We start from the raw sequence: 20,428 nt of genomic DNA, 5'->3' as shown, positions 1-20,428 counted from the left end.
CAGGTAAGAGAATACAACAGTTTAACATCTTTGATTTTTTTATTTTAAGATCTTTTTATTTAAATAGTCCTGCAACATTTGGTTACGCCAAAGCTTGGTTTATGGTTATGCATTTAAAAGATAAAACAGATAAACAGAGCCTGAATCAGGACGATTAATGAGAACTTCAACAGAAATGATCTTTTTGAAATTTTATGTCTGAAAACAAGCATTCCCAGTAAAGCTCCCACCGTTCCGCCGAAGAATGTAACAGTTAACAAAGTATTTTCGGAAATTCTCCGCTGGTGCTTCACGGCTTTTCTTTTATCGAATCCGAAGATGATAAACGTGATAATGCTGATGAAGGCTATTGCGTAAAACATGCTGCAAATCTAAGACAAAAAAATGATCCGTTTTTTTACCTTTGCATTCTAAATACCATCAATGACGATACAGGATCTGGCAGGAAGTTATGCCATTCAGGGCAGCAACCAGGAGGAAGCAGGGAGCAGTTCCTACCAAGGAATTTTGACCTTATCCCTCGACGAAAACAACCGCATCATCGCTGAATGGCTCATCGGCGACCACGAACAGCACGGCACCGGCTTCTACAAAGACGGCATTTTAGTCATCAACTTCCGGTATGAAGGTGACGGCCAAAAGATCTATAAAGGCGTTGCCGTTTACCGTTGGATCAACCCGGATGTGTTGGACGGCTTCTGGTCTGAGAAGCACGGGGATCCGAGGTTTCTGGGGACTGAGTATGGGGTGAGGATTTTTGGGGATGGGGTGGTGAATTGATGGGTCATTGCGAGCGAAGCGAAGCAATCTCGAACAGCTTTTTTAATTCAGTTTACTCTATCACCGGTAAATTTATCCCTATTTTATAAACTTTATGGTAAGCATTAATTGCATCCCATTGTAATGAATTTAAATTCAAATTATTCTCAGAAATACTACCAATTGGTTTTGGATAAATAATCAGACATTCTATTTCTTCATTTAATTGAGGAGATTGATTTTTTACTTTTTTTAATCTTGCATACCCTGCAACCTGCCTTATATCATTATGAATCTGACTATAATTATAATGCAGTTTATATTTGGCATCCACTACAATTTTTTTTTCACCAGTACAAATCAAAAAGTCCAATGCATTACCATAGGTAGAGAACTGATAATTGAAATTTTCCGTTTTGAGTTCAGGATTATGTTTCAACAATTGGACATAGACGTACAACTCAAACATTTTGGGCATATCGATCCAAAATGGCGGTGTAGAAATTTTCTCTTCAGTGGTTTTGGTAATATTATAAGAGAATCTTTTTAAGATTTGTTGTCCGATGGTTATTGCTTCTTTGTATTCTTTGAAAAAAGGGTTATGCTTATAATTTTTGATTTCCTGTATATTGATCTCTGATCCAATATGCTCGAACGACGGGCGTATATAATTGATCAGCCAAAAAATTTCATTCTCTTCCTTAAAATAGATTTTATTGTTCTCTACATAATTCGTACAGAATATAAATACTTTATTCAAAAAACGATTTTCCAGCGAGTCTTCCCCGAAAACCTGGTATTCGCAGACGGTGTTTGTCAGTCGGTTCTTAAAAACGTTCTGTTTAATCTGTTGTCCAATTAAGATTTTACCTTTTACCCTGTTTCTAAGATTTTCCTGTTTTTTATAATATGATTTTTTTAATCCTTTCCTTACAATGTCTTTTAATAGATTAAGGAATCTAACTACCAAAAAAGGGGTCAGTAAATCCTGTCTTTGAGTAATTTCAATTTCTTTATCTTCCCAATCTACAAACAGTAAATTTCTCGTATGTTTTGATACTTCGGGATGAGACATAATCTGCATGAGCATTCCGATGACATCAACTTCCTTTTCTCCTGAAGAATGTTTAATTTCGTCTTTAGCCTTTGTATTGAGCTTATTTATTTCGTCTTCAGAAATATTTTCATTGTCGATATCAGAAACATATTCAAAAGATTCTACAACCTTGTCGTTAAGCTTTGGCTCTACCTTAATAAAGCGGCTTTTATCATTAGTGAGCCAATCAATTCCTACGAAATAGTCGGAAATAATCTTAATCTCGTTTTCGGTAATAGTATGTCTGTAACAAGGATACTCTTTTCCTCTTGCTTTTTTAAAAAAACGCGGTTTTATTTGTGATAAAGAAGATTTTTGAAAATAGTTTTTCCTTTCTTCGTCTGCTACATCATACCAATTTTCTGTAATCAGTAAGCTATAATGAATATGTTCTTTCAGAATGATACCCATCATTAATCAATTTTTAAACTGAATGTAATTTCAATCTCATTAATTTGTTCTAAAGCATCAGTTTTTAAAACCCCATCTCGTACATATTCCAAAAGGATAGGTTTAATTTCGTAATTCCATCGTACTTTCATATCTCCTCCTTCTGCTGATTTATCAATAAAGTAAGACTGTCCTAAAGTCACATCTTTAGGTTCAAATTCCTGAGAAATAAAATCTGATTTTGTCTCATACTCATCTTTTGTGAAAAGTGCTTTTACAGCAGAAAACAATGCTGTGTAAAATTCTTCACCTTCGTTTTCTGATGATAAATCTTTCGGCATAACATCCACAAACGCAAATCTTCTTCTGATGGCGTAATCAATATGCCCTACGCTTCGGTCTGCGGTGTTCATGGTTCCGATGATGTAGAGATTGGGTGGAAGAATAAGTTTGTTTTTCATCAAAGAATCATCTACGGAATAAATACTTTCAACTTCTTCCCCACGATATTCTAATGCGTAAATTAATTCGCCAAGAACTGAGGATAAGTTTGCACGGTTGATCTCGTCGATGATAAGAATGTAAGGCTTTTTCTCTATTCTTTCAGTCTCATTTGTGACACTGTACTGCAAATTATTTTCATCAAGATACTTTTTAAACTTTTCTACCAGATTTTGATAAAGATAATACATTCCGCTTCTTGCAGATTTAGACAACAATTCATTGTCTCTGATCTTACTTGTCATTTCGGATAAATACAATCCTATATAACCACTAATAATATCTGAATCTTTAACTAGTACCGAATCGTTTTCGTTACTGTAACGATTCACTCTCAGGGAATCATCTTCAACAAAATTGATCTTAGGTTTTGTTCCTTCTTTAATCAACACCTCATTATCGGTCTCAATTTCTTTCTGTATGCTTTCTTTAAACTTAATATACTGCGTATTTACCCAGTTTTCTTTTGAAACCTGTTCCGGGATTTTCTTTGAATCTAAATAATTTTTTAACGCTGCATCGGCAAACTCTCCCAAAATTTTATTGACATTCTTATACTCAATTTTATCACCTTTTGATTCTGCAACAATTCCCCGTACAAAATCTTCATAGGTGTAGCTTGGATGAAACTGAATGATTTTAAACTGTTCGCTCTCTTGAAGTTCTTTTTCATCTAACCCTAAGATATTTTGTGCAATCAGTTTTGCTTCTCTTGTTTTCCCGGTTCCGGGAGGGCCTTGTAAGATGATTTGTTTTTTGTATTGTAAAAGTTTTATAATAAGTTCTCTGTATTCAGGTATTTCACTCATATCGTTTGCAGTTATTTGATCATCCATTAAATATTCATAGATTTGCCAAGGTAAGGTCACATTTTCATAAGGCAAATTGCTACCAAGGTTTTCTAAAAAGAATGACCAAACGGCATGGCTATTTTTAAACCAATCGCCTGTAATCGGAATATTAGAATTTTCAATAACTTCATTTAGTTTTTTAATGAAATCTATTAGTTTACCTTCGTTTACGATGGTACATAATAATTTAGGCTGTAATCCCGCAATTAATCGATTGGTAGAAGCCTTGCGATTTTGTTTTGTATATTTTCTTATAATGCTCTTCAATTCATGATATGCATCAAACAGCGGCTCATTTTGAGAAGAAGATATTTTTTGTAACAGTGGAGCTATTTCCACCCAATTTTCTTTAATCTTTTCCTGTTCTTCGCCTGTGAAATATCCAAGCTTTAAAGAAGAGACACACTGATCGCCAGATTTCTCAAAGAATTCAAAAAAAGTATCCGGATTCCAATCGCTCCAATTATTACCTTTTTTTGCTTCCTCAATAAATTTTGGAACAAATTCTCCGTACTTATCGCGCCAATCTTCCCAAATGTCTATTTCATTGGCAATGTCCTGTAATGTTTTCATGTAGTTATTTAGTTTTTAAATAGTATTAATTCATATCATCCTGTTACCTACAAATTACCTCCCACTTCTTTAAATTTCTCTACAAAAGCTGATATTTTTTGGAAAACACTTTGCTTCTTCGTTAAATACTGAGGATTAAGAGGACTCATTTTAGGTAAAAGAGCATTAAGCTCTGTTCCGTTCTCACTGGCATATTCACGTTTTAATGACGTGTTAATATATCGTTTAGCGGCATCTTCAATTAGGTTTTCATCTGCAATTAATTCCGTAGCTTCATCTTTTAATTTTTCTTGAGCATACGTATAAAATGCATGTAAAATATTAGGCTTATTTTCAATTGAATCCAGTTCTGTATCATTAATGAAATCCACCACTAAACTTTCTTTTGCCCTGTTGCCGAGGCTTGCACGAATTACTCTTCGGATCTCTTCTATTAAAGCAGCTTTATCCTTGTTTTTTTTGTTATGTTCAAAAATCAGCTCCAGTATATAATCAAGATTTATTTCCTGGGATTTCAACAGGTCTATCTCAAAAACCACATCATCCCAGTCAATTTTAGATTCTTCCGCTTCTTTTCCGCTTTTCTCACGGCGCAGCCAGTCACGGATGTCATTGTATGTCGACCGGTAATTCTGAATTGTTCTGTCTGGCAACAATTTTATTTTCTGTAATTCTTCAAATTCTTCGTCTGTGACAAAATTAATTTCTTTAAAGTTCTGTACTGCTTCTTCGTCATTTATATCAATTGTCTGAAGTGCTTTGAGGTGGGTAAACTCATCATAATTCTGAAGAATATTTTCTACTCGCAAATATTCCCCGAATAATTTTACAAACTCCTTTTTGTCTTTCTCTGTTACAATCTCATCCGGATCCGAAAATTTCTCATTAAGATCCTTTACAATATCAATGAAACCTCTTCTTACTGCTCCATTGGCAACATCGGTAAAGCCTTCCAGATATTCTTTGTAGCTTTTTTCAAGAACAACATTTTTTGTGTTTTTATCCCCAAATAATGTAATAGCATCAATAGTTGCCTGTTCTAAATCACGGAAGGTAATAATGTTCCCGAAAGTTTTTGTAGCATCATAAATACGGTTGGTTCTCGAAAAAGCCTGCATTAAACCATGATACCGAAGATTTTTATCTACAAATAATGTATTGAGTGTTGGAGCGTCAAAACCTGTTAAAAACATTCCGACTACGATAATGAGGTCGATATCCTTATCCTTCACCCGCTTTGCAAGGTCGCGGTAGTAATCCTGAAAACCTTTTCCCTCAATCCCAAAATTCATTCTGAACATGGCATTGTAATCGTTGATTGCTTTTGTTAAGAATTCTTTTGCACTACTGTCCATTGCGGTAGGCTCAAAGTTTTCGTCGGGAATTTCCCCAATGGCATTTTGCTCTTCGTTGGCTGCAAAGGAAAAGATAGTAGCGATTTTTAAAGGCTTTTCTGTATCCTTCTGGAGATTACTCAGTTCTTCATAATATAATTTGGCAGCATCTACGCTGTTAACAGCAAACATGGCATTGAATCCAGTATTGCCGCCACGTGTTCTATGCGTTTTGTATCTAAAATTCTGTAAGATATATTGCGAGATTTCTTTGATACGTGCCGGATGAAGAAAAGCTTTTTTATTCTCGGCAGCAGTCAGCTTTTTTTCGTCGATTTCTTTTTCTATATTCCTGAAGTTCGGGCGGACATTATTATAGTCCACTTTAAATTTCAGAACTTTTTCATCTCTAATGGCATCTGTTATAACATACGAGTGCAGTTCCCGGCCAAATACGCTGGCTGTTGTTTCTGCGCCTAACGCATTTTTAGGAAAAATAGGCGTGCCTGTAAACCCAAACTGATAAAACTTTTTAAATTTCTTTTTTAAATTTTTCTGGGCTTCACCGAATTGCGAACGGTGTGCTTCATCAAAAATGAAAACCACCTGCTTTTGGTAGATGTCCAGATCATTTTCGGTTTTCATCAGATTATTAAGCTTCTGTATGGTGGTTACAATAATCTTATTGTCATCCTTTTCAATGTTTCTTTTCAGACCTGCCGTACTGTCGGAACCGTTTACGCTGTCAGGTGAAAAGCGCTGGTATTCTTTCATGGTCTGAAAATCCAGATCCTTACGGTCTACCACAAAGAACACTTTATCAATAAAGTCTAATTCAGTAGCCAGGCGAGCCGCCTTAAAACTGGTTAAAGTTTTACCGGAGCCTGTCGTATGCCAGATATAACCGCCTCCTTCTGTGGACGACCATTTTTTAGCTTCAAAAGAACTTTTTATTTTCCAAAGCATTCTTTCAGTGGCTGCAATCTGGTACGGCCTCATAATAAGCAAAGTCTCGCTTACATCAAAAACCGAATACGTGAGCAAAACACTTAATAAAGTCCGTCTTTCGAAAAAAGTAAGCGTAAAATCTTTAAGGTCTTTAATTAATGAATTGTCTGCTCTTGCCCAGTTCATCGTAAAATCAAAACTGTTTTTATTCCTTTTTACCGTGTTGGCAAAATAACGGCTGTCCGTACCATTGGAGATCACAAATATCTGTAAATATTTGAAAAGCGAATTCTCACTGTTAAAACTTTCCTTGCTGTAACGATGTACCTGATTGAAGGCTTCCCTGATGGCTACTCCACGTTTTTTCAGCTCTACCTGCACCAATGGCAATCCATTGACCAAAATGGTAACATCATAACGGTTAGCATGGGTTCCCTTCAGTTCAAACTGCGATATTACCTGTAATTTATTTCTTGCAATGTTTTTTTTATCAACCAGATAAATATTCTGGATATGTCCGTCATCAAATACAAAATCATAAATGTAATTATGGTGCAGCTTTTTTGTTTTATCAACAATCCCTTCACTGGGCCTGTCCAGATATTCTTCCACAAAACGGGTCCATTCTCCATCTGTAAAAACCATAGTATTCAGCGCCTGTAACTGAACTCTTACATTAGTCAACATGGCTTCATACGTTTTCAGACCGGAAGGATTTTCATATCCCTGACTGACTAGATCCTGAATAAACTCCCTTTCCAATGCGGTTTCCGACTGATAACCTGCTGGAGCTTCATGAACTGCCGAATATTTATTGTAATTGTCTAAAACAATGAAATTATTGGATTCTGCGATGGTAGTATAGGTGCTCATTAATCTGAATGTATTTATCTGAATTTATCATTTTCCCACGAACGTGGATTATTTTCAATATAGGCTGCTATTTTCTGAAATGCCTGCTCATTTCTGATAATGTGTTCGTAATAGTTGCGCTGCCAGATTTTAAAATCCAGGGATTTTATCTTTTCCGTTGGGGCGAATTTCGTTGGATTGAATTCCGTTGGGGCGAATTCCGTTGGGGCGAATTGCAATTCGCCCGTACTGCTGCTATCATCATTCTGCTGAATCAAATCTTTAATTCTCTTGATAACAGCGATTTTAAATCCTCTGATGATAGCGCCTATCGTTTGGGATGGCGATTGAAATTTGCCTGTCTCATTTTTTTCTCCCTCTTTATAAGCGATTTCAATAATACCGTGGATATGGTTGGGCATAATGACAGATTCATGAACGTGGCAATTTTTTCTGATATGTTCCGTATTCTGCCATTCAGAAAAGGCAATTTCTCCATATTCATTCAGGTTCATTATTCCGTTATCAATATGCCCGAACAGCGGTGCTCTGTCCTGGCAGCAAATGGTGATGAAATACAATCCAGCCTGCGAATAATCGTACCCTTCCAGGCGGATTGATCTGCGGTGATGAATTTGAGGATTATATTTCATGGTATTTATATTTTCCGTTGGGGCAAATTGATATTTTTTATTGAAACGTTAATAACAAATCTCTGTAATATTCGTACTGCTTTTTTCGCAATTCAATTTCTTTAGGCAGACCTTCACTGATGGAAGTAGTTAAGGTATCAAATTTATCTAAAATGGAAACAATGCGTTCTTGTTCTTCTATAGGAGGAACAGGGATTTTGTAGCCTTTTATAATACTTGAGTTAAGATCACCTCTTGCGCCTTGTCCTAGAGCTTTAAGTTTATCATAATTAAAACTAACCCAATAAAACACATATTTATATAATGCCTTTTCAGGATTAATTTCTAAGCATAAACAGTGCTGATTAGTCGTTAATGGTATTTTGTTAATGGCAGAACGTCCTGCAGTTGCTCCAGAAATTGCTATGATTACACAATTAACAGGAATCCATTTTGCTGCTGTGCTCTTAACTGCTAAATCGGTAATTTTGATTTCCGTGCTTTCTATATCACAGAACTTAACTTCTTGGGTTCTGAGCCAAGGGATTGTACCATTGTCATAATACTTCGGATCACCAGCTCTTGGAGTACTTCCTGAATATGATTTTATCATTACCTCACCTAATGTTGACCATTGCACATTACCGCTTTTAAAACTTAATAACTGCTCCCGATAATAACTATACTGTTGTTTACGAGCGGTAAGCTCTGCGGTAAGCTCTGCGGTAAGCTCTGTAAAAGTATCGAGAATAGCAACTATTTTTTGTTGGATTTTCAGTGGAGGGACGGGGATTGAAAGTTGTTTTAGGTTACTTGCATTCAAAGCTGGTATGCCCTGAAAAGTACATAAAGAATGGATTTCTAATTGCATTTCATTTAATAAATGATACAAGAATCTTATATTCAATTGACGTTTATCTTTAATAGTTATTGAATAATTAAGATTACCTCGAAAATATTTACTTTCTTGCCAAGTAATTGAACCTACGCCTGCTCCTCGTGAAGTTATTCCTATTGGATCATTATCTGTATTCCAAATATTTATGAAACCAAGTGGTTCACGACCACTATTAATTACAGGATATTTACCCGGATTATCTAAAATCATTTGCTTACTAACAGATTGACCTGTTTTAATTTCCGCAACTTCTGCAAGAGCTTTCCATTCTACAGCAATACCCTCCAATAATTTCTCTAAAAAACTCATGCTTCAATCTCTTTTATAATGGCATCAATATCTGCACGCAGTTGGTCAATCTTTTTTACCGTCAGATCCACTTCTTTGTTCAGTTCCTCAATATTAATTTTCTTTCTGTTGTCTTTGGCCTCTACATAAAAACTTACCGATAAGTTGTAATCGTTTTCCGCAATTTTGGTATTGTCAACAGAAGTGGCTACATGCGGTACTTCTTCCTTGCTGTCAAACATCTGCATAATCTTGTTAATATGTTCATCGGTCAGCATATTGTTGTTGGTGACTTTCTTAAAATACTCTTCACCCGTCACATCAATAAACTGGGTTTTGGTATCGGTTTTATTTTTGGAAAGCACCAGGATATTCACCGCAATAGAAGTTCCGTAAAACAGGTTAGGCGCCAAAGAAATAATGGTTTCCACAAAATTGTTATCGACCAGATATTTCCTGATTTTCTGTTCGGCACCGCCACGGTAAAAAATACCGGGAAAACAAACGATGGCTGCTCTTCCTCTCGGAGACAGATAATGCAGCGCATGCAGCACAAAGGCAAAATCTGCTTTGGACTTGGGTGCCAAAACACCAGCAGGTGCAAAACGCTCATCATTAATCATCGTAGGGTCGTCGCTTCCGATCCAGTTGATAGAATACGGCGGATTGGAAACAATGGCATCAAAAGGCTTTTCATCCATTAACTGCGGATCTTTCAGCGTGTCTCCCAATACAATATGAAACTTGTCGTAATTGATGTTGTGCAAAAACATATTCATACGCGCCAGGTTATACGTGGTATGATTCACTTCCTGTCCGAAGAAGCCTTCTTCAATAATATGATTGTCAAAATGTTTTTTTGCCTGTAACAATAATGAGCCGGAACCGGCTGCCGGATCGTAAATTTTGTTTACGGAAGTCTGCCCGTGCATCGCCAACTGTGCAATAAGCTTGGAAACGTGTTGCGGAGTAAAGAACTCACCGCCCGATTTTCCGGCATTGGCTGCATAATTACCGATGAGAAATTCATAGGCATCCCCAAAAAGATCGATCTGATTCTCTTCAAACTTACCAAAATCAAGCTGTTCTACTCCTTTGATCACTGCTGCTAAACGGACATTTTTATGTTCAACAGTATTACCGAGACGTGTACTGGTGGTATCAAAATCAGCAAATAAACCTTTGATATCTTCTTCGGAAGGATAACCATTGGCAGAACTTTCAATAGCATCAAAAATGGCTTTTAAGTCTGTATTGAGGTTAGGATTGGTATTGGCCGTTTTAGCAATATTTACAAAAAGCTGACTGGGTAAAATGAAGTATCCTTTTGTTTTAATGGCATCATCTTTTATTTCGTGCGAGATAACGTCATCTGATAAGGCTGCATAATTAATGCTTTCATCGCCCCCTTCAATATAATTGGTAAAGTTTTCACTGATAAAGCGATAAAACAATGTCCCTAATACAAACTGTTTAAAATCCCATCCGTCAACCGAACCCCGAACATCATTGGCTATTTTCCAAATCTGATTTTGTAATGCCGCTCTCTGTGCTATGCTTGTCATTTTTAATTTTTAAATAAGGTTTATTTATTAAAACTTTGATATCAATCACTTAACGATTAATAAAATATCTGTAATATTAATTCTTTCTGAATATCGATTAATCGTCAAATATAGCCAAAAACCAGTTTTTATTTTTACGGTAAGGCATAAAAATTCACCTTTAAATTTTTATTTTTCCTTTTATAGTATCGAAATAAAATAATATAGAACCATACTATTTATTTAAGCAATCTAAGAATCCGATATTACTATACGTCAATTTGAACATTGACTAATACATTGACTTGCAGCCAAAATTATTGGTACTTTGTAGTAAAAATTTTTCATGGGTAAAAGTTTTGCCAAATATAAATAAAAAAACAATTCCTTATTTACTGAAACCCTTAAAGACATTATGATTTGCTCAACAATATCACAGTGACATACGATGATCAGGACATCATCCGTACAAACACCTACCCCTCATTTTAGTCATTTCCACGGATTCGCAAATCACAATTTGTCCCGAACTTTACTCTATCATTTTAAATGAATAAATAATTAGATCATTCAAAAAAAACAAACAACCAAAAAACAAAAATATCATGACAAATCCAACATTAGACGCTTATCAGCAGGTATTCGGGATGGCATGCCTTGTGGGCCGTGCTTCCGGGTACAAAGGTACCGCGAGTGAATTACAGCAACAGCTGCAGTACGATCTTTCTTTCTACCTGAACAACGTTCCGCCTGTATCTGTGATGGGACAAACCGGTCCGTCTACCGCCGATGCATCGGTTACCCCGGTATTAGGCAGCTGGAACCTGGTTTGGGGACCTGCACTGATGGAAGAAAACAATGATGGCGTTGCTGACAATGCCGTATTCGTAGCGCAGTGTGATGCCGTAGCATTTCCGGGAGGACCTGTACTGCCAACCTACGTGGTAGCCATCGCCGCGACCAACCCCGATTCACTATACGACTGGGAATCTGAAGATTTTGCCGTTTCCCAGGTAGTGAACTGGAGCACGTATAATCCATCCGGTTTCAGTCCGTCCAAGTACAATGGTACCGATCCTTATATTTCACTGGGAACTGCTACGGGGATCAGCAATCTTCTCGGACTTACGTCTGCAGCAACCGCCGCCGCTCCGGGAACTACGCTTGAGCAATTCCTGAGCAGCCTGCAGCCGGCTTCGAATTCAGCCATTATTTTCTGTGGCCACAGCCTGGCCGGAGCCCTCTCTCCTACTTTAGCACTTTATCTTACGGAACAGAAGAAACTGGAAGCTTTCGACCTGACTCTGGTATATCCTACTGCCGGAGCAACACCGGGAGAAGCTCATTTCGCCAGTCTTTTCAACAATACTTTTCCGGCATTGCCATCCGGCTGGCAAGCGCAACCGCTCCCTTACCAAAGCTGGAACACCATGCACTGGAATGACCTGGATGTCGTACCTCACGCCTGGCAGAAACAGGATCTGCTACAGATTGCCGACCTGTACGGTCACTCACCCGACTTCTGGACCGGTGCCACTCTGAATGCACTTGAGGCTTATGCGATCGTGGATTCTGCAAAATCCGGGGTTATTTATACCAGATTACAAAACAGTCCGCTGTCCGGAACTCTGCAGTATTCAAACGGGACTTCAGCAATTAACGTTCCGCCAAAATCAATACAGGATTTTGTAGAACAGCTGTATATCCAGCATGTTGAAATGTATTCGGGTATTCCTGCTGTCGGTTCAAATCCTGAAGTTACAGGCCTGATCCTTCCGCAGCCTTTGCCAAAATCACCCAATACGGGAACGGTGCCGGGTGTTTCTCCAGTAACGAAAGCCGAAATGATTGCAAGCATCATTTCCCAGATCATCGGCTGGATTTCCAGACATGCTTTATCGGATGTCGAATCCGTGCTGCAGGAAGAAAAATAATTGCCAATATATTGATTTCATATAAAAACCACCTGTCGCCGTATACGCTGTGACAGGTGGTTTGCTGTTGTAACGGTGGTACTCTGCCTTCGAGAGCCTCAGGCATCGTTACGGTACAATTATTAGATAAGAGTAATACTTCAAGGTGGCTGAGGCATCGGTACTTTGCCTTCGAGAGCCTCAGGCATCGTTACGGTACATTTTTTTGTAAACAGCAATCCCCAAAGGTGGCTGAGGCTCTCGAAGCCACCTCTTCTACAGAGCTTCAGGCATCGTTCCAGTATAATTCGTAGGTGACAACAATGTATCAAAGGTGGCTGAGGCTCTCGAAGCCACCTGACCTTTCATCCGTAAGATCTCTATAAGCAATGGCCAATGGGGGAAGAAGTTCCGGAGTACCGTTGATCAGCGCTTCTTTCTTTTTCCTGCTCCATCCCTGAACCTGTTTTTCGCGATAGAAAGCAAGATCGATCCGGTCATATTCTTCGTAATAGACCAGTTTTACGGGGAGTCTCTTTTTGGTATGGTTAGCACCTTGCCCTGTTTGGTGCTGTATGATCCTTCGGTGAAGATCATTTGTGCTGCCGGTATAATAACTGCCGTCGGAACAGAGAAGAATATACATCCATCCTTTCATAATCTGTGTTTTTTATATATTCAAAGATAAAACTTTTCGAATATTCTGATACTCTGCCTTCGAGAGCCTCAGGCATCGTTACATAAAATTATTAGATAACAGCAACCCCCAAAGGTGGCTGAGGTACTCGAAGCCACCATAAAAAATCTCCACCTGTTGCGGTGGAGATCAAAGTTAAATCAATGTTAAGTTACCCAGATGGATGCTATTGGAAGCCTGAGTCTCTTCAGAATTATGAAAATAGCTCCAGACCTGAATTTCTTTTCCGGTATAGATAGCGGGAAGCGTGATGTCTGACGTAAGAGCGGTACGCAGGGCTACCGATTCAAAAATTTCAAAGCGGTCGAGCTCTTCACAATAACATACCAGATTAGCCTGATCACTTTCCGAAGCATTTCCCTGTGCGGAATTATTTTCCCAGGTAAGCCTTATGATATTGCCGTTTTGCGGAGCTGCAGCCACATTCTGAAAACCGCTAAGATCCCCTTTCGTAATCAGGACCTTATTGTATACCAGTTCAGGAATATCGCCCGTCATCTGTATAGCTTCACTAATGGTATACGATACAGCCATATTTACTCTGGACTTTGATCCGCTCCCTGACCCGAAATATCTGGTCTGGATCCTTTTTACCGGTTGCAGAAAACTGATGACCAGCTTAAATTTAGCCTGCTGAATCTGCTGTTTTTCACTTGGAGGCCTGCTGCTTGGTTTCGGGGTACTTCTGATGATGTCCTGCCCGCGCCAGTTGGCTCCTACGATAGTTCCTACTTTTCCTGAAAATCCTCCGAGGATTCCTTTTGTTATTCTTGCCATTTTAAATTATTTTAAAGGTTAACGGAACGAAGATATAACGGAAACTTCATATATCAACCTGTGATGAAAAGCGTGACCGGTTTTGACGGGAAATGCTTATTTTTGCCAGGCCTGGCTGTTTATTTCTTCGGGAACCGTTCGGGTCAGCTTCGAGAACTGTTCGGAAAAAGCATTACTTTTCCGAACAGTTCCCGAAGCAATATACAAGGATCGCAAAACCATATGCGACACCATTATAAACCATCAGATTGATATAAGTTAATTTTGGAAAAAAAAATACCCTCATTTTCTGAGGGTAGTAGTAAAAAAAGATTTTGGGTAAAATATCTTCCGTCCGATCCTGATATGCGGAATTTTCTGCGCTTTCCTGATCCTGAATAAGGTACTATCGCTGATGTTCAGAAGTCTTTTCACATCAGCACTGTCATAGTACATCACTTCATCTTCTTTTGATTTTTCAAGATGTCTCAGTATTTTTGAGAAAATTTCCAGTATGGCATTTATCAGCTGGTCATTAGGTAACGGAGAGTTTGGTCGGTTTTTCATATTGTGCTCTTTTACGTTAAAAATAAAATTTCGTTTTTTTCAGTTCAAACGCAAGGGAATTAAATTTATTGCGCCATTATGATAACAAGTATTCTTCCTGTAAAAAACATATTTTTTCTATTTTAATCTAATGTTTTTTATGGGTGCATTATTTTCTTTAAATACTCTTTTATTTAGAATAAAAAGACAAATAATCCGCAAAAAACAAAATAACATTTCTTTACATTTTATTAATATTTTTTTCATTTTGTGTTTTCTTTACTGCTGCTCTTAATATTTCCAACCTGATAAAAAAAAACTGCATCTTTGATTATACGACAACTTTTGTCGCATGTGCAAAATATCTTTGCATTACTATACGATACCAAGAAATAATAATTATGATAATATTCACATACAATTGACATTATATATCTTTTACGGGAGAAATAAAAAGAATATTTTTGCAGCGATTTAAAAATTAATAATCAACAACTCGAAATAAACATTGAGAATGAATAAAATCTACTCAGGAGCACTTTTCTTATGCTCCGTTCTGGGCATTTCTGTCCAGGAAGTAGTCTGGCAGAAAGACATCAAATCCTCCACCCAGGATTTTCTTTCCCAGGTTACCACTACCATTGACCAGCAATATCTGATAACAGGAAGCTCCATCCACCCTTCGACAGGCTCAGGGTCCGCTCTTTCAAGAGGTTCAGGGACTACCCCTCGACAAGCTCAGGGTACACAAAACAACGGTTACGATTTCCATTTAATTAAGCTCAACCAACAGGGTGATGAGGTTTGGGAAAAATATTTCTCCGGGCAAAACCATGATTTTTTATCCGCTACAGTGAATACTCAGGAAGGAGGTTTTCTTCTTGCCGGAACGTCATTCAGCGGTAAAGGGTTGGATAAAAAAGAAGATTCCAAAGGCGGAAGCGATTTTTGGTTAATCAGAATCAATGAGTTCGGGGATGAACTGTGGCAGAAAACCATTGGCAGTACAGCAGATGAAGAAGCAAGAGCAGTGATTCAGACGACCGATATGGGATTCTTTGTGGCGGGGAATAGAACGACAGGTTCCCTTCCCTTGAATGATTCCGGAACAGCAGATCAGCGTTCCCTGAGGCTCTCGAAGGAAACGGTTGGTTACGGATCTAAAGATGTCCTGATTGTTAGACTGGATAAAAACGGAAAGGAATTATCACAATTAGTGTTGGGCGGAAAAGGTTTGGATGAAGTAGAGAAGATGATTCCCACGAAAGACGGCGGAGCATTGCTCGGAGTGTATTCGAGAAGTACATCCTCCCCCAACCCCTCCCAAGGAGGGGAGCAAGACCGTTCAATCCAAAATTCAAAGTCACTTTCCAGTTATGCAAAGTCTACCGAAAATTTCGGGGAAGGCGATTACTGGATTATTAAGCTCAATAAGGAAGGCAAAGTAGAATGGGAAAAGAATTTCGGCGGGAAAGGTGATGACCATTTAAGAACGCTGGCGTTGACTTCCATAGGCTACCTGGTTGGCGGTGAGTCAAGATCGGAAAGATCCGGAAATAAAACCGTGGGAATTGAAGAGGGAACGGATCTATGGCTGATTTCTTTAAACGAAAGAGGGGAAGAAATCTGGCAGAAATCCTACAATTTCAAGAACCGGGATGTGCTGATGGGAATGAGCGTAATATCCTCCCCTAACCCCTCCAAGGGAGGGGGATCCGAGAACGTCAAAGGAATTCTGCTGGGAGGTTATACCCAGGCTGAAGGAAGGATAGAAAGTGACGATGAAACGTTCTGGATGCTGTATCTGAATGAAAAGGGAGAAGAACAGTGGAGAAAGCATGTAAAGGGCGAATCCAGAAAAAAACAAGAAAGGCTGTCGGATATTAAGCTGAACAGGGATGGTTCCATAATTCTAGCCGGAACCAGTGCAGAAGAGCTTGGAAAGGAAAACTGGAAGATTGTGAAACTTGGAGATAAACAGATTGACCAGCTTATTGAGAAGCAGGATATCAGGATTTACCCGAATCCGGTGAGTGAGTATGCTTACGTGGAAATTGGAAACTCCCCCAACCCCTCCAAAGGAGGGGAGCCTCCGTTCGAAGCAGAAATTATTGTATATGATATGGGTGGAAGGCAGCTTCAGAGCTTAAAAACAAAAAATAAAGTAACCAAGATTAATACCCAGAACCTTATTCAGGGGGCGTACCTGGTGACCGTGAAAACCAATGATAACAAAACAGCGAGTGCTAAATTGATTAAGAAATAACCAAATGAAAAAAATACTTTTACTAGGTGGATTAATCTCCTCAACATTATATTTTTCTCAGAAGTCTACAGAACTTAATTTCCATACTCCAATGCCGCCGGAAGCATACCAATTTAAAAAAAGATTGGTAAATAATGTTTCGCTATATACTGGACAGCCAAATATAACAATACCACTATACACAATTAATCTTGACGGACTAGAAATTCCTTTAAGTATAAGTTACAATAGTGGAGGAATTACCACAGATGAAGATGCAACATTCATAGGATTAGGTTGGATGCTTAACATTGGCGGTGAAATTAGCAGAACAAATCACGGTGCTGTAGACGAAAATTTTTTAATGCAGACTTCATATAATGCTGATATGTTGGGTATTGGTTCCTTAAAAAATGTAACAGTCAATAATAACGCATCACTTGGGTATTATCAAGCTTTTTGTACATCTAGTATTTCAACTCAGATACAAAATTTAATTAATTTCTATAATTCTGCTTATAATTCCAGTGACCCGCTATCTCCTTATGAAAGTTTTGATTCTAGACCAGATGAGTTCTTTTATAATTTTGGAGGTCACTCTGGGAAATTTATGTATAGCCAAAAAAACACAAAACTCATAACTATACCTTTTGATGATATTAAACCTGCTTATAATATTATCTCAAACCAAAATGGTGGGAGTAAGCGGCTTGAATTTGATTTTACGTTACCAACTGGTCACACAATTAAATTTAATGGTGCCGGTATGAGAACTCTTTATAAATTTTCATCAGGTCGATATTTAGATCAGTCATGGCAGATTAATCAAATTACAGCACCTTCGGGAAAAACAATTGATTATAGTTATACTCCGATATCATATATGCTGTGTACAAATCCAGTGCCATCACACTCTTATGTTTTAGGACCTAATTCTTATTTAGCAGATACTTCCGTGAGTTGTAATGAGGTTAATAATAATGATAAAATTCCAAATGAAATAAATTTTAGCGAAGGAAAAATTATTTTTACCTATAATCAACGTGAAGATATGATGCCAGGTTCAAAACGACTCGAAAAGATTGAAATTAAAGATAGGAATAATCACGTAACCAAAACCATAAAGTTTAATCAGGATTATTTTATTGCAAACTGGGATTTAGCTTACTCATCAAATAATCAAGATATGAATAACACCTTAAATAAAAGGCTAAAGTTAAATTCAGTTGAGATTATTGATGGAACAAGTACACAAAGTAATGATAAGAAAGTTTATAAATTTGACTATAATAATTTCGGATCTATTCCTTCTAAAACAACATCAAAAAGAGATCATTGGGGGTTTTATAACAAAGGAAGTTTCGGAGAGTCAAACAATATTATACACTTTAATCCAAAAACCAAACAAATTGACACAGTTTACACACAAACTTTCAGTTTAAAAAATATTATTTTTCCGGAAGGGAGTAAAAAAGAATTTATTTATGAAAGTCACAGAGCAATTCCACATCCTAGAATTCTAAAATATTATGATGATATAAGTGATGACCGTTATCTTACCAAAGCTTCTGGGTTAACTTTGAGTGGATACAATCTGAATAATTATTCGATTCCCCCTGCAAATTTCCAACATAATAGCTACCCTCCAGATAATAAAGTTTTTATCGGCCAAGAGTTTGAAATAACTGATAATAATGTATCTGTAGGTATTAATGAAAATAATTTAACTATAAATTCTAATCTTCCTTTTCAAGTTCCTGATTATCAAAACATTTCATCCACTTATAATTTTATAGCTTTTGAACTTCAAAAGAAAGATATAAACGGTGTTTTTAAATTTTACAAGTATTTTGGTACTATCTCAAGAACAGAAAATAGCAGTGGAGAGATAAAACAAAATATCAAGATTAATACAGGTGAGGCTGACGCAATTAACAATGGTGTTTATAGATTTATAACCATTGTTTTTCAGCCAATTCTACAGAATTTATCAAATGTCGACTTTTATCATTATACATCAATTAATCTTTCTTATAGAAAGAAAGAAAAAGAAGATGTAAAGATTGGAGGACTGAGAATTAAAGAAATTAATACTTATACCAATGTCTTAGACATAGTACCCTCTTACAAAACAAAGTATGAATACAAAGATGAAAATGGAAAATCATCAGGTAAAGCAATGAATGCTCCTTCATATTATGAACTTGTAAATACAGTTACTGCTTCTGTATTAGTAGATGGAATTCAAAAGCCAAGTAGATACATATTGGGAAAGAAAACAACTACGGATCCTGTTTTTCCTTTGTATAAAACATCAGGTTCGAATGTAGGATATACGAGGGTCGCTAGACAAGATATAAATCTTGCAAATAATGAAATCATAAAGGAAGTTGGTTTTTTTACTTTTCAAGATCCACAATATAGTGATATTTCTTCATACGCGTTATCAAAAAGTTATGAACCGAGGGATTGGCAAAGAGGAAAACCATTAAAAACGCAATATTTTAAAAATAATAAAATTATAAAGGAAGAAATTTATAGTTACAATGGTGAAAGTATAGAAAATGAACAGGATGAGGTGGATGAAATAAATACTGATTTAGTTGACTACACTGAGTTTCATTGTAGTAATGATGAAAAAACTTCAAAACACTTAGATTTCATAAATAGTTATGTCCCTGCTTTTGAGCCTTTTATTAATCAAACTAGTAATCCTCTGCCTGTCGAAATCCCACTCAATATCTATAATCCTACAGGACATATTGCGAATACATTCATTCCTTATTTTAAGATTTATTCTGGATTTGATAGGGTAAAGTCTAAAATTACCACAGACTATTTTCCAGATAATTCTATTGTTACGACGAAAGAAACTTTTTCTTATTATAATGATATATACAGGCAACTGGAAAAGCAAAACACAATTTTTGCAGATAATTCAAGTGTAGAAAAATCTTTTAAGTATGCTAATCATAAAAACAATCAAAGGCTGATCAATGTCAATATGATTGGTATTCCGTTAGAAACTTCAGTGGTAAAGAAGCAAAATGCCTCTGACGCCGGTAAAACCATCTCCAAAACTGAAACCAGGTACGACAATCCTGCTCATTTGTTTCCGACTTCTGTACTGTCTTATGATTTACAAAATACGGCATCCACGGAAGTTACCTACGATCAATACGATAACAAAGGTAACTTACAACAGTACACCGCCAAAGACGGCATTTCAACAGTTATTATCTGGGGCTACAATCAAACCCAGCCGATTGCGAAGGTAACAGGTGCTAAGCTTTCCGATATCCAGCAATCTATTATCAACAGTATTGTGAGTGCTTCCGATACGGACGCTTCAACAGTTTCCGGAAACGACGAATCAGCTCTTTTAAGCGTCTTGGACAACTTCAGGAAAGATCCGTCTATGGCAAATTTTCAAGTATCCACCTATACGTATGATCCATTAATCGGGGTAAGAAGTATTACCCCACCATCTGGAATCCGGGAAGTGTATCTATATGATGCTGCCAACAGGCTGAAAGAAATAAGAGAAGGCAGCCAGACCGGAAAGCTGTTAAAAGAATTCAGGTACAACTACAAAAACTAATATC

The 20,428-nt window shown here is 37.3% G+C and carries 14 protein-coding genes; 4 read left to right on the top strand and 10 right to left on the bottom strand.

Features of this window, described 5'->3' with window-relative positions:
- Positions 1-113 precede the first annotated feature (113 nt).
- Positions 114-362: a DUF1294 domain-containing protein gene (locus ACYT6F_RS13210; RefSeq protein ID WP_472598133.1), complete on the bottom strand. Its 249-nt coding sequence runs from the start codon at positions 360-362 to the stop codon at positions 114-116.
- 61 nt (positions 363-423) lie between these two features.
- Between ACYT6F_RS13210 and ACYT6F_RS13205 the strand changes: the two genes are divergently transcribed.
- A complete protein-coding gene (locus ACYT6F_RS13205) occupies positions 424-780 on the top strand; it encodes a hypothetical protein (protein ID WP_472598132.1) in 357 nt (118 codons plus the stop codon).
- Positions 781-832: 52 nt separating this feature from the next.
- Here ACYT6F_RS13205 and ACYT6F_RS13200 read toward each other — a convergent pair whose 3' ends face one another.
- The 6 genes from ACYT6F_RS13200 to ACYT6F_RS13175 are packed head-to-tail and all read right to left on the bottom strand — an operon-like array spanning position 833 to position 10,687.
- A complete protein-coding gene (locus ACYT6F_RS13200) occupies positions 833-2,269 on the bottom strand; it encodes a 5-methylcytosine restriction system specificity protein McrC (protein WP_472598131.1) in 1,437 nt (478 codons plus the stop codon).
- Positions 2,269-4,170: an AAA family ATPase gene (locus tag ACYT6F_RS13195; protein WP_472598130.1), complete on the bottom strand. Its 1,902-nt coding sequence runs from the start codon at positions 4,168-4,170 to the stop codon at positions 2,269-2,271. Before ACYT6F_RS13195 ends, ACYT6F_RS13200 begins: the two co-directional genes overlap by 1 nt.
- A gap of 47 nt (positions 4,171-4,217) precedes the next feature.
- Positions 4,218-7,325, bottom strand: coding sequence for a type I restriction endonuclease subunit R (locus ACYT6F_RS13190; protein WP_472598129.1), 3,108 nt, complete (start codon positions 7,323-7,325; stop codon positions 4,218-4,220).
- A 14-nt stretch (positions 7,326-7,339) separates the two neighbouring features.
- The gene (locus tag ACYT6F_RS13185; protein WP_472598128.1) at positions 7,340-7,957 is read right to left on the bottom strand and encodes a transposase; all 618 of its coding nucleotides are present in this window, start codon (positions 7,955-7,957) and stop codon (positions 7,340-7,342) included.
- 37 nt (positions 7,958-7,994) lie between these two features.
- Complete coding sequence (locus ACYT6F_RS13180; protein WP_472598127.1) at positions 7,995-9,143, bottom strand: restriction endonuclease subunit S; 1,149 nt, start codon at positions 9,141-9,143, stop codon at positions 7,995-7,997.
- A complete protein-coding gene (locus ACYT6F_RS13175) occupies positions 9,140-10,687 on the bottom strand; it encodes a type I restriction-modification system subunit M (protein ID WP_472598126.1) in 1,548 nt (515 codons plus the stop codon). The genes ACYT6F_RS13180 and ACYT6F_RS13175 overlap by 4 nt, the downstream gene beginning before the upstream one ends.
- A 584-nt stretch (positions 10,688-11,271) precedes the next feature.
- Between ACYT6F_RS13175 and ACYT6F_RS13170 the strand changes: the two genes are divergently transcribed.
- Positions 11,272-12,600 carry a lipase family protein gene (locus ACYT6F_RS13170; RefSeq protein ID WP_472598125.1) on the top strand — a complete coding sequence of 443 codons (1,329 nt, stop codon included), beginning with the start codon at positions 11,272-11,274 and terminating at the stop codon, positions 12,598-12,600.
- 307 nt (positions 12,601-12,907) lie between these two features.
- On the opposite strand, the gene ACYT6F_RS13165 is transcribed toward ACYT6F_RS13170, so the two are convergent.
- The 3 genes from ACYT6F_RS13165 to ACYT6F_RS13155 all read right to left on the bottom strand — a co-directional run bounded on the left by ACYT6F_RS13165 (position 12,908) and on the right by ACYT6F_RS13155 (position 14,599).
- Positions 12,908-13,237, bottom strand: coding sequence for a GIY-YIG nuclease family protein (locus tag ACYT6F_RS13165; protein ID WP_472598124.1), 330 nt, complete (start codon positions 13,235-13,237; stop codon positions 12,908-12,910).
- A gap of 174 nt (positions 13,238-13,411) precedes the next feature.
- Entirely contained in the window at positions 13,412-14,053 is a 642-nt protein-coding gene (locus tag ACYT6F_RS13160; RefSeq protein ID WP_472598123.1) for a DUF6266 family protein, read from the bottom strand.
- Between the two features lie 282 nt (positions 14,054-14,335).
- The gene (locus tag ACYT6F_RS13155; RefSeq protein ID WP_472598122.1) at positions 14,336-14,599 is read right to left on the bottom strand and encodes a helix-turn-helix domain-containing protein; all 264 of its coding nucleotides are present in this window, start codon (positions 14,597-14,599) and stop codon (positions 14,336-14,338) included.
- A gap of 493 nt (positions 14,600-15,092) precedes the next feature.
- Between ACYT6F_RS13155 and ACYT6F_RS13150 the strand changes: the two genes are divergently transcribed.
- Together ACYT6F_RS13150 and ACYT6F_RS13145 are read left to right on the top strand one after the other, a co-directional pair.
- Positions 15,093-16,844: a T9SS type A sorting domain-containing protein gene (locus tag ACYT6F_RS13150; protein ID WP_472598121.1), complete on the top strand. Its 1,752-nt coding sequence runs from the start codon at positions 15,093-15,095 to the stop codon at positions 16,842-16,844.
- A 4-nt stretch (positions 16,845-16,848) separates the two neighbouring features.
- Positions 16,849-20,424 carry a hypothetical protein gene (locus ACYT6F_RS13145; RefSeq protein ID WP_472598120.1) on the top strand — a complete coding sequence of 1,192 codons (3,576 nt, stop codon included), beginning with the start codon at positions 16,849-16,851 and terminating at the stop codon, positions 20,422-20,424.
- Positions 20,425-20,428 lie beyond the last annotated feature (4 nt).

The organism is Chryseobacterium sp. NG-CE01 (assembly GCF_055695505.1).
Note: the sequence above shows the minus strand (reverse complement) of the source record. Positions and strands in the feature narration are given on the sequence as shown.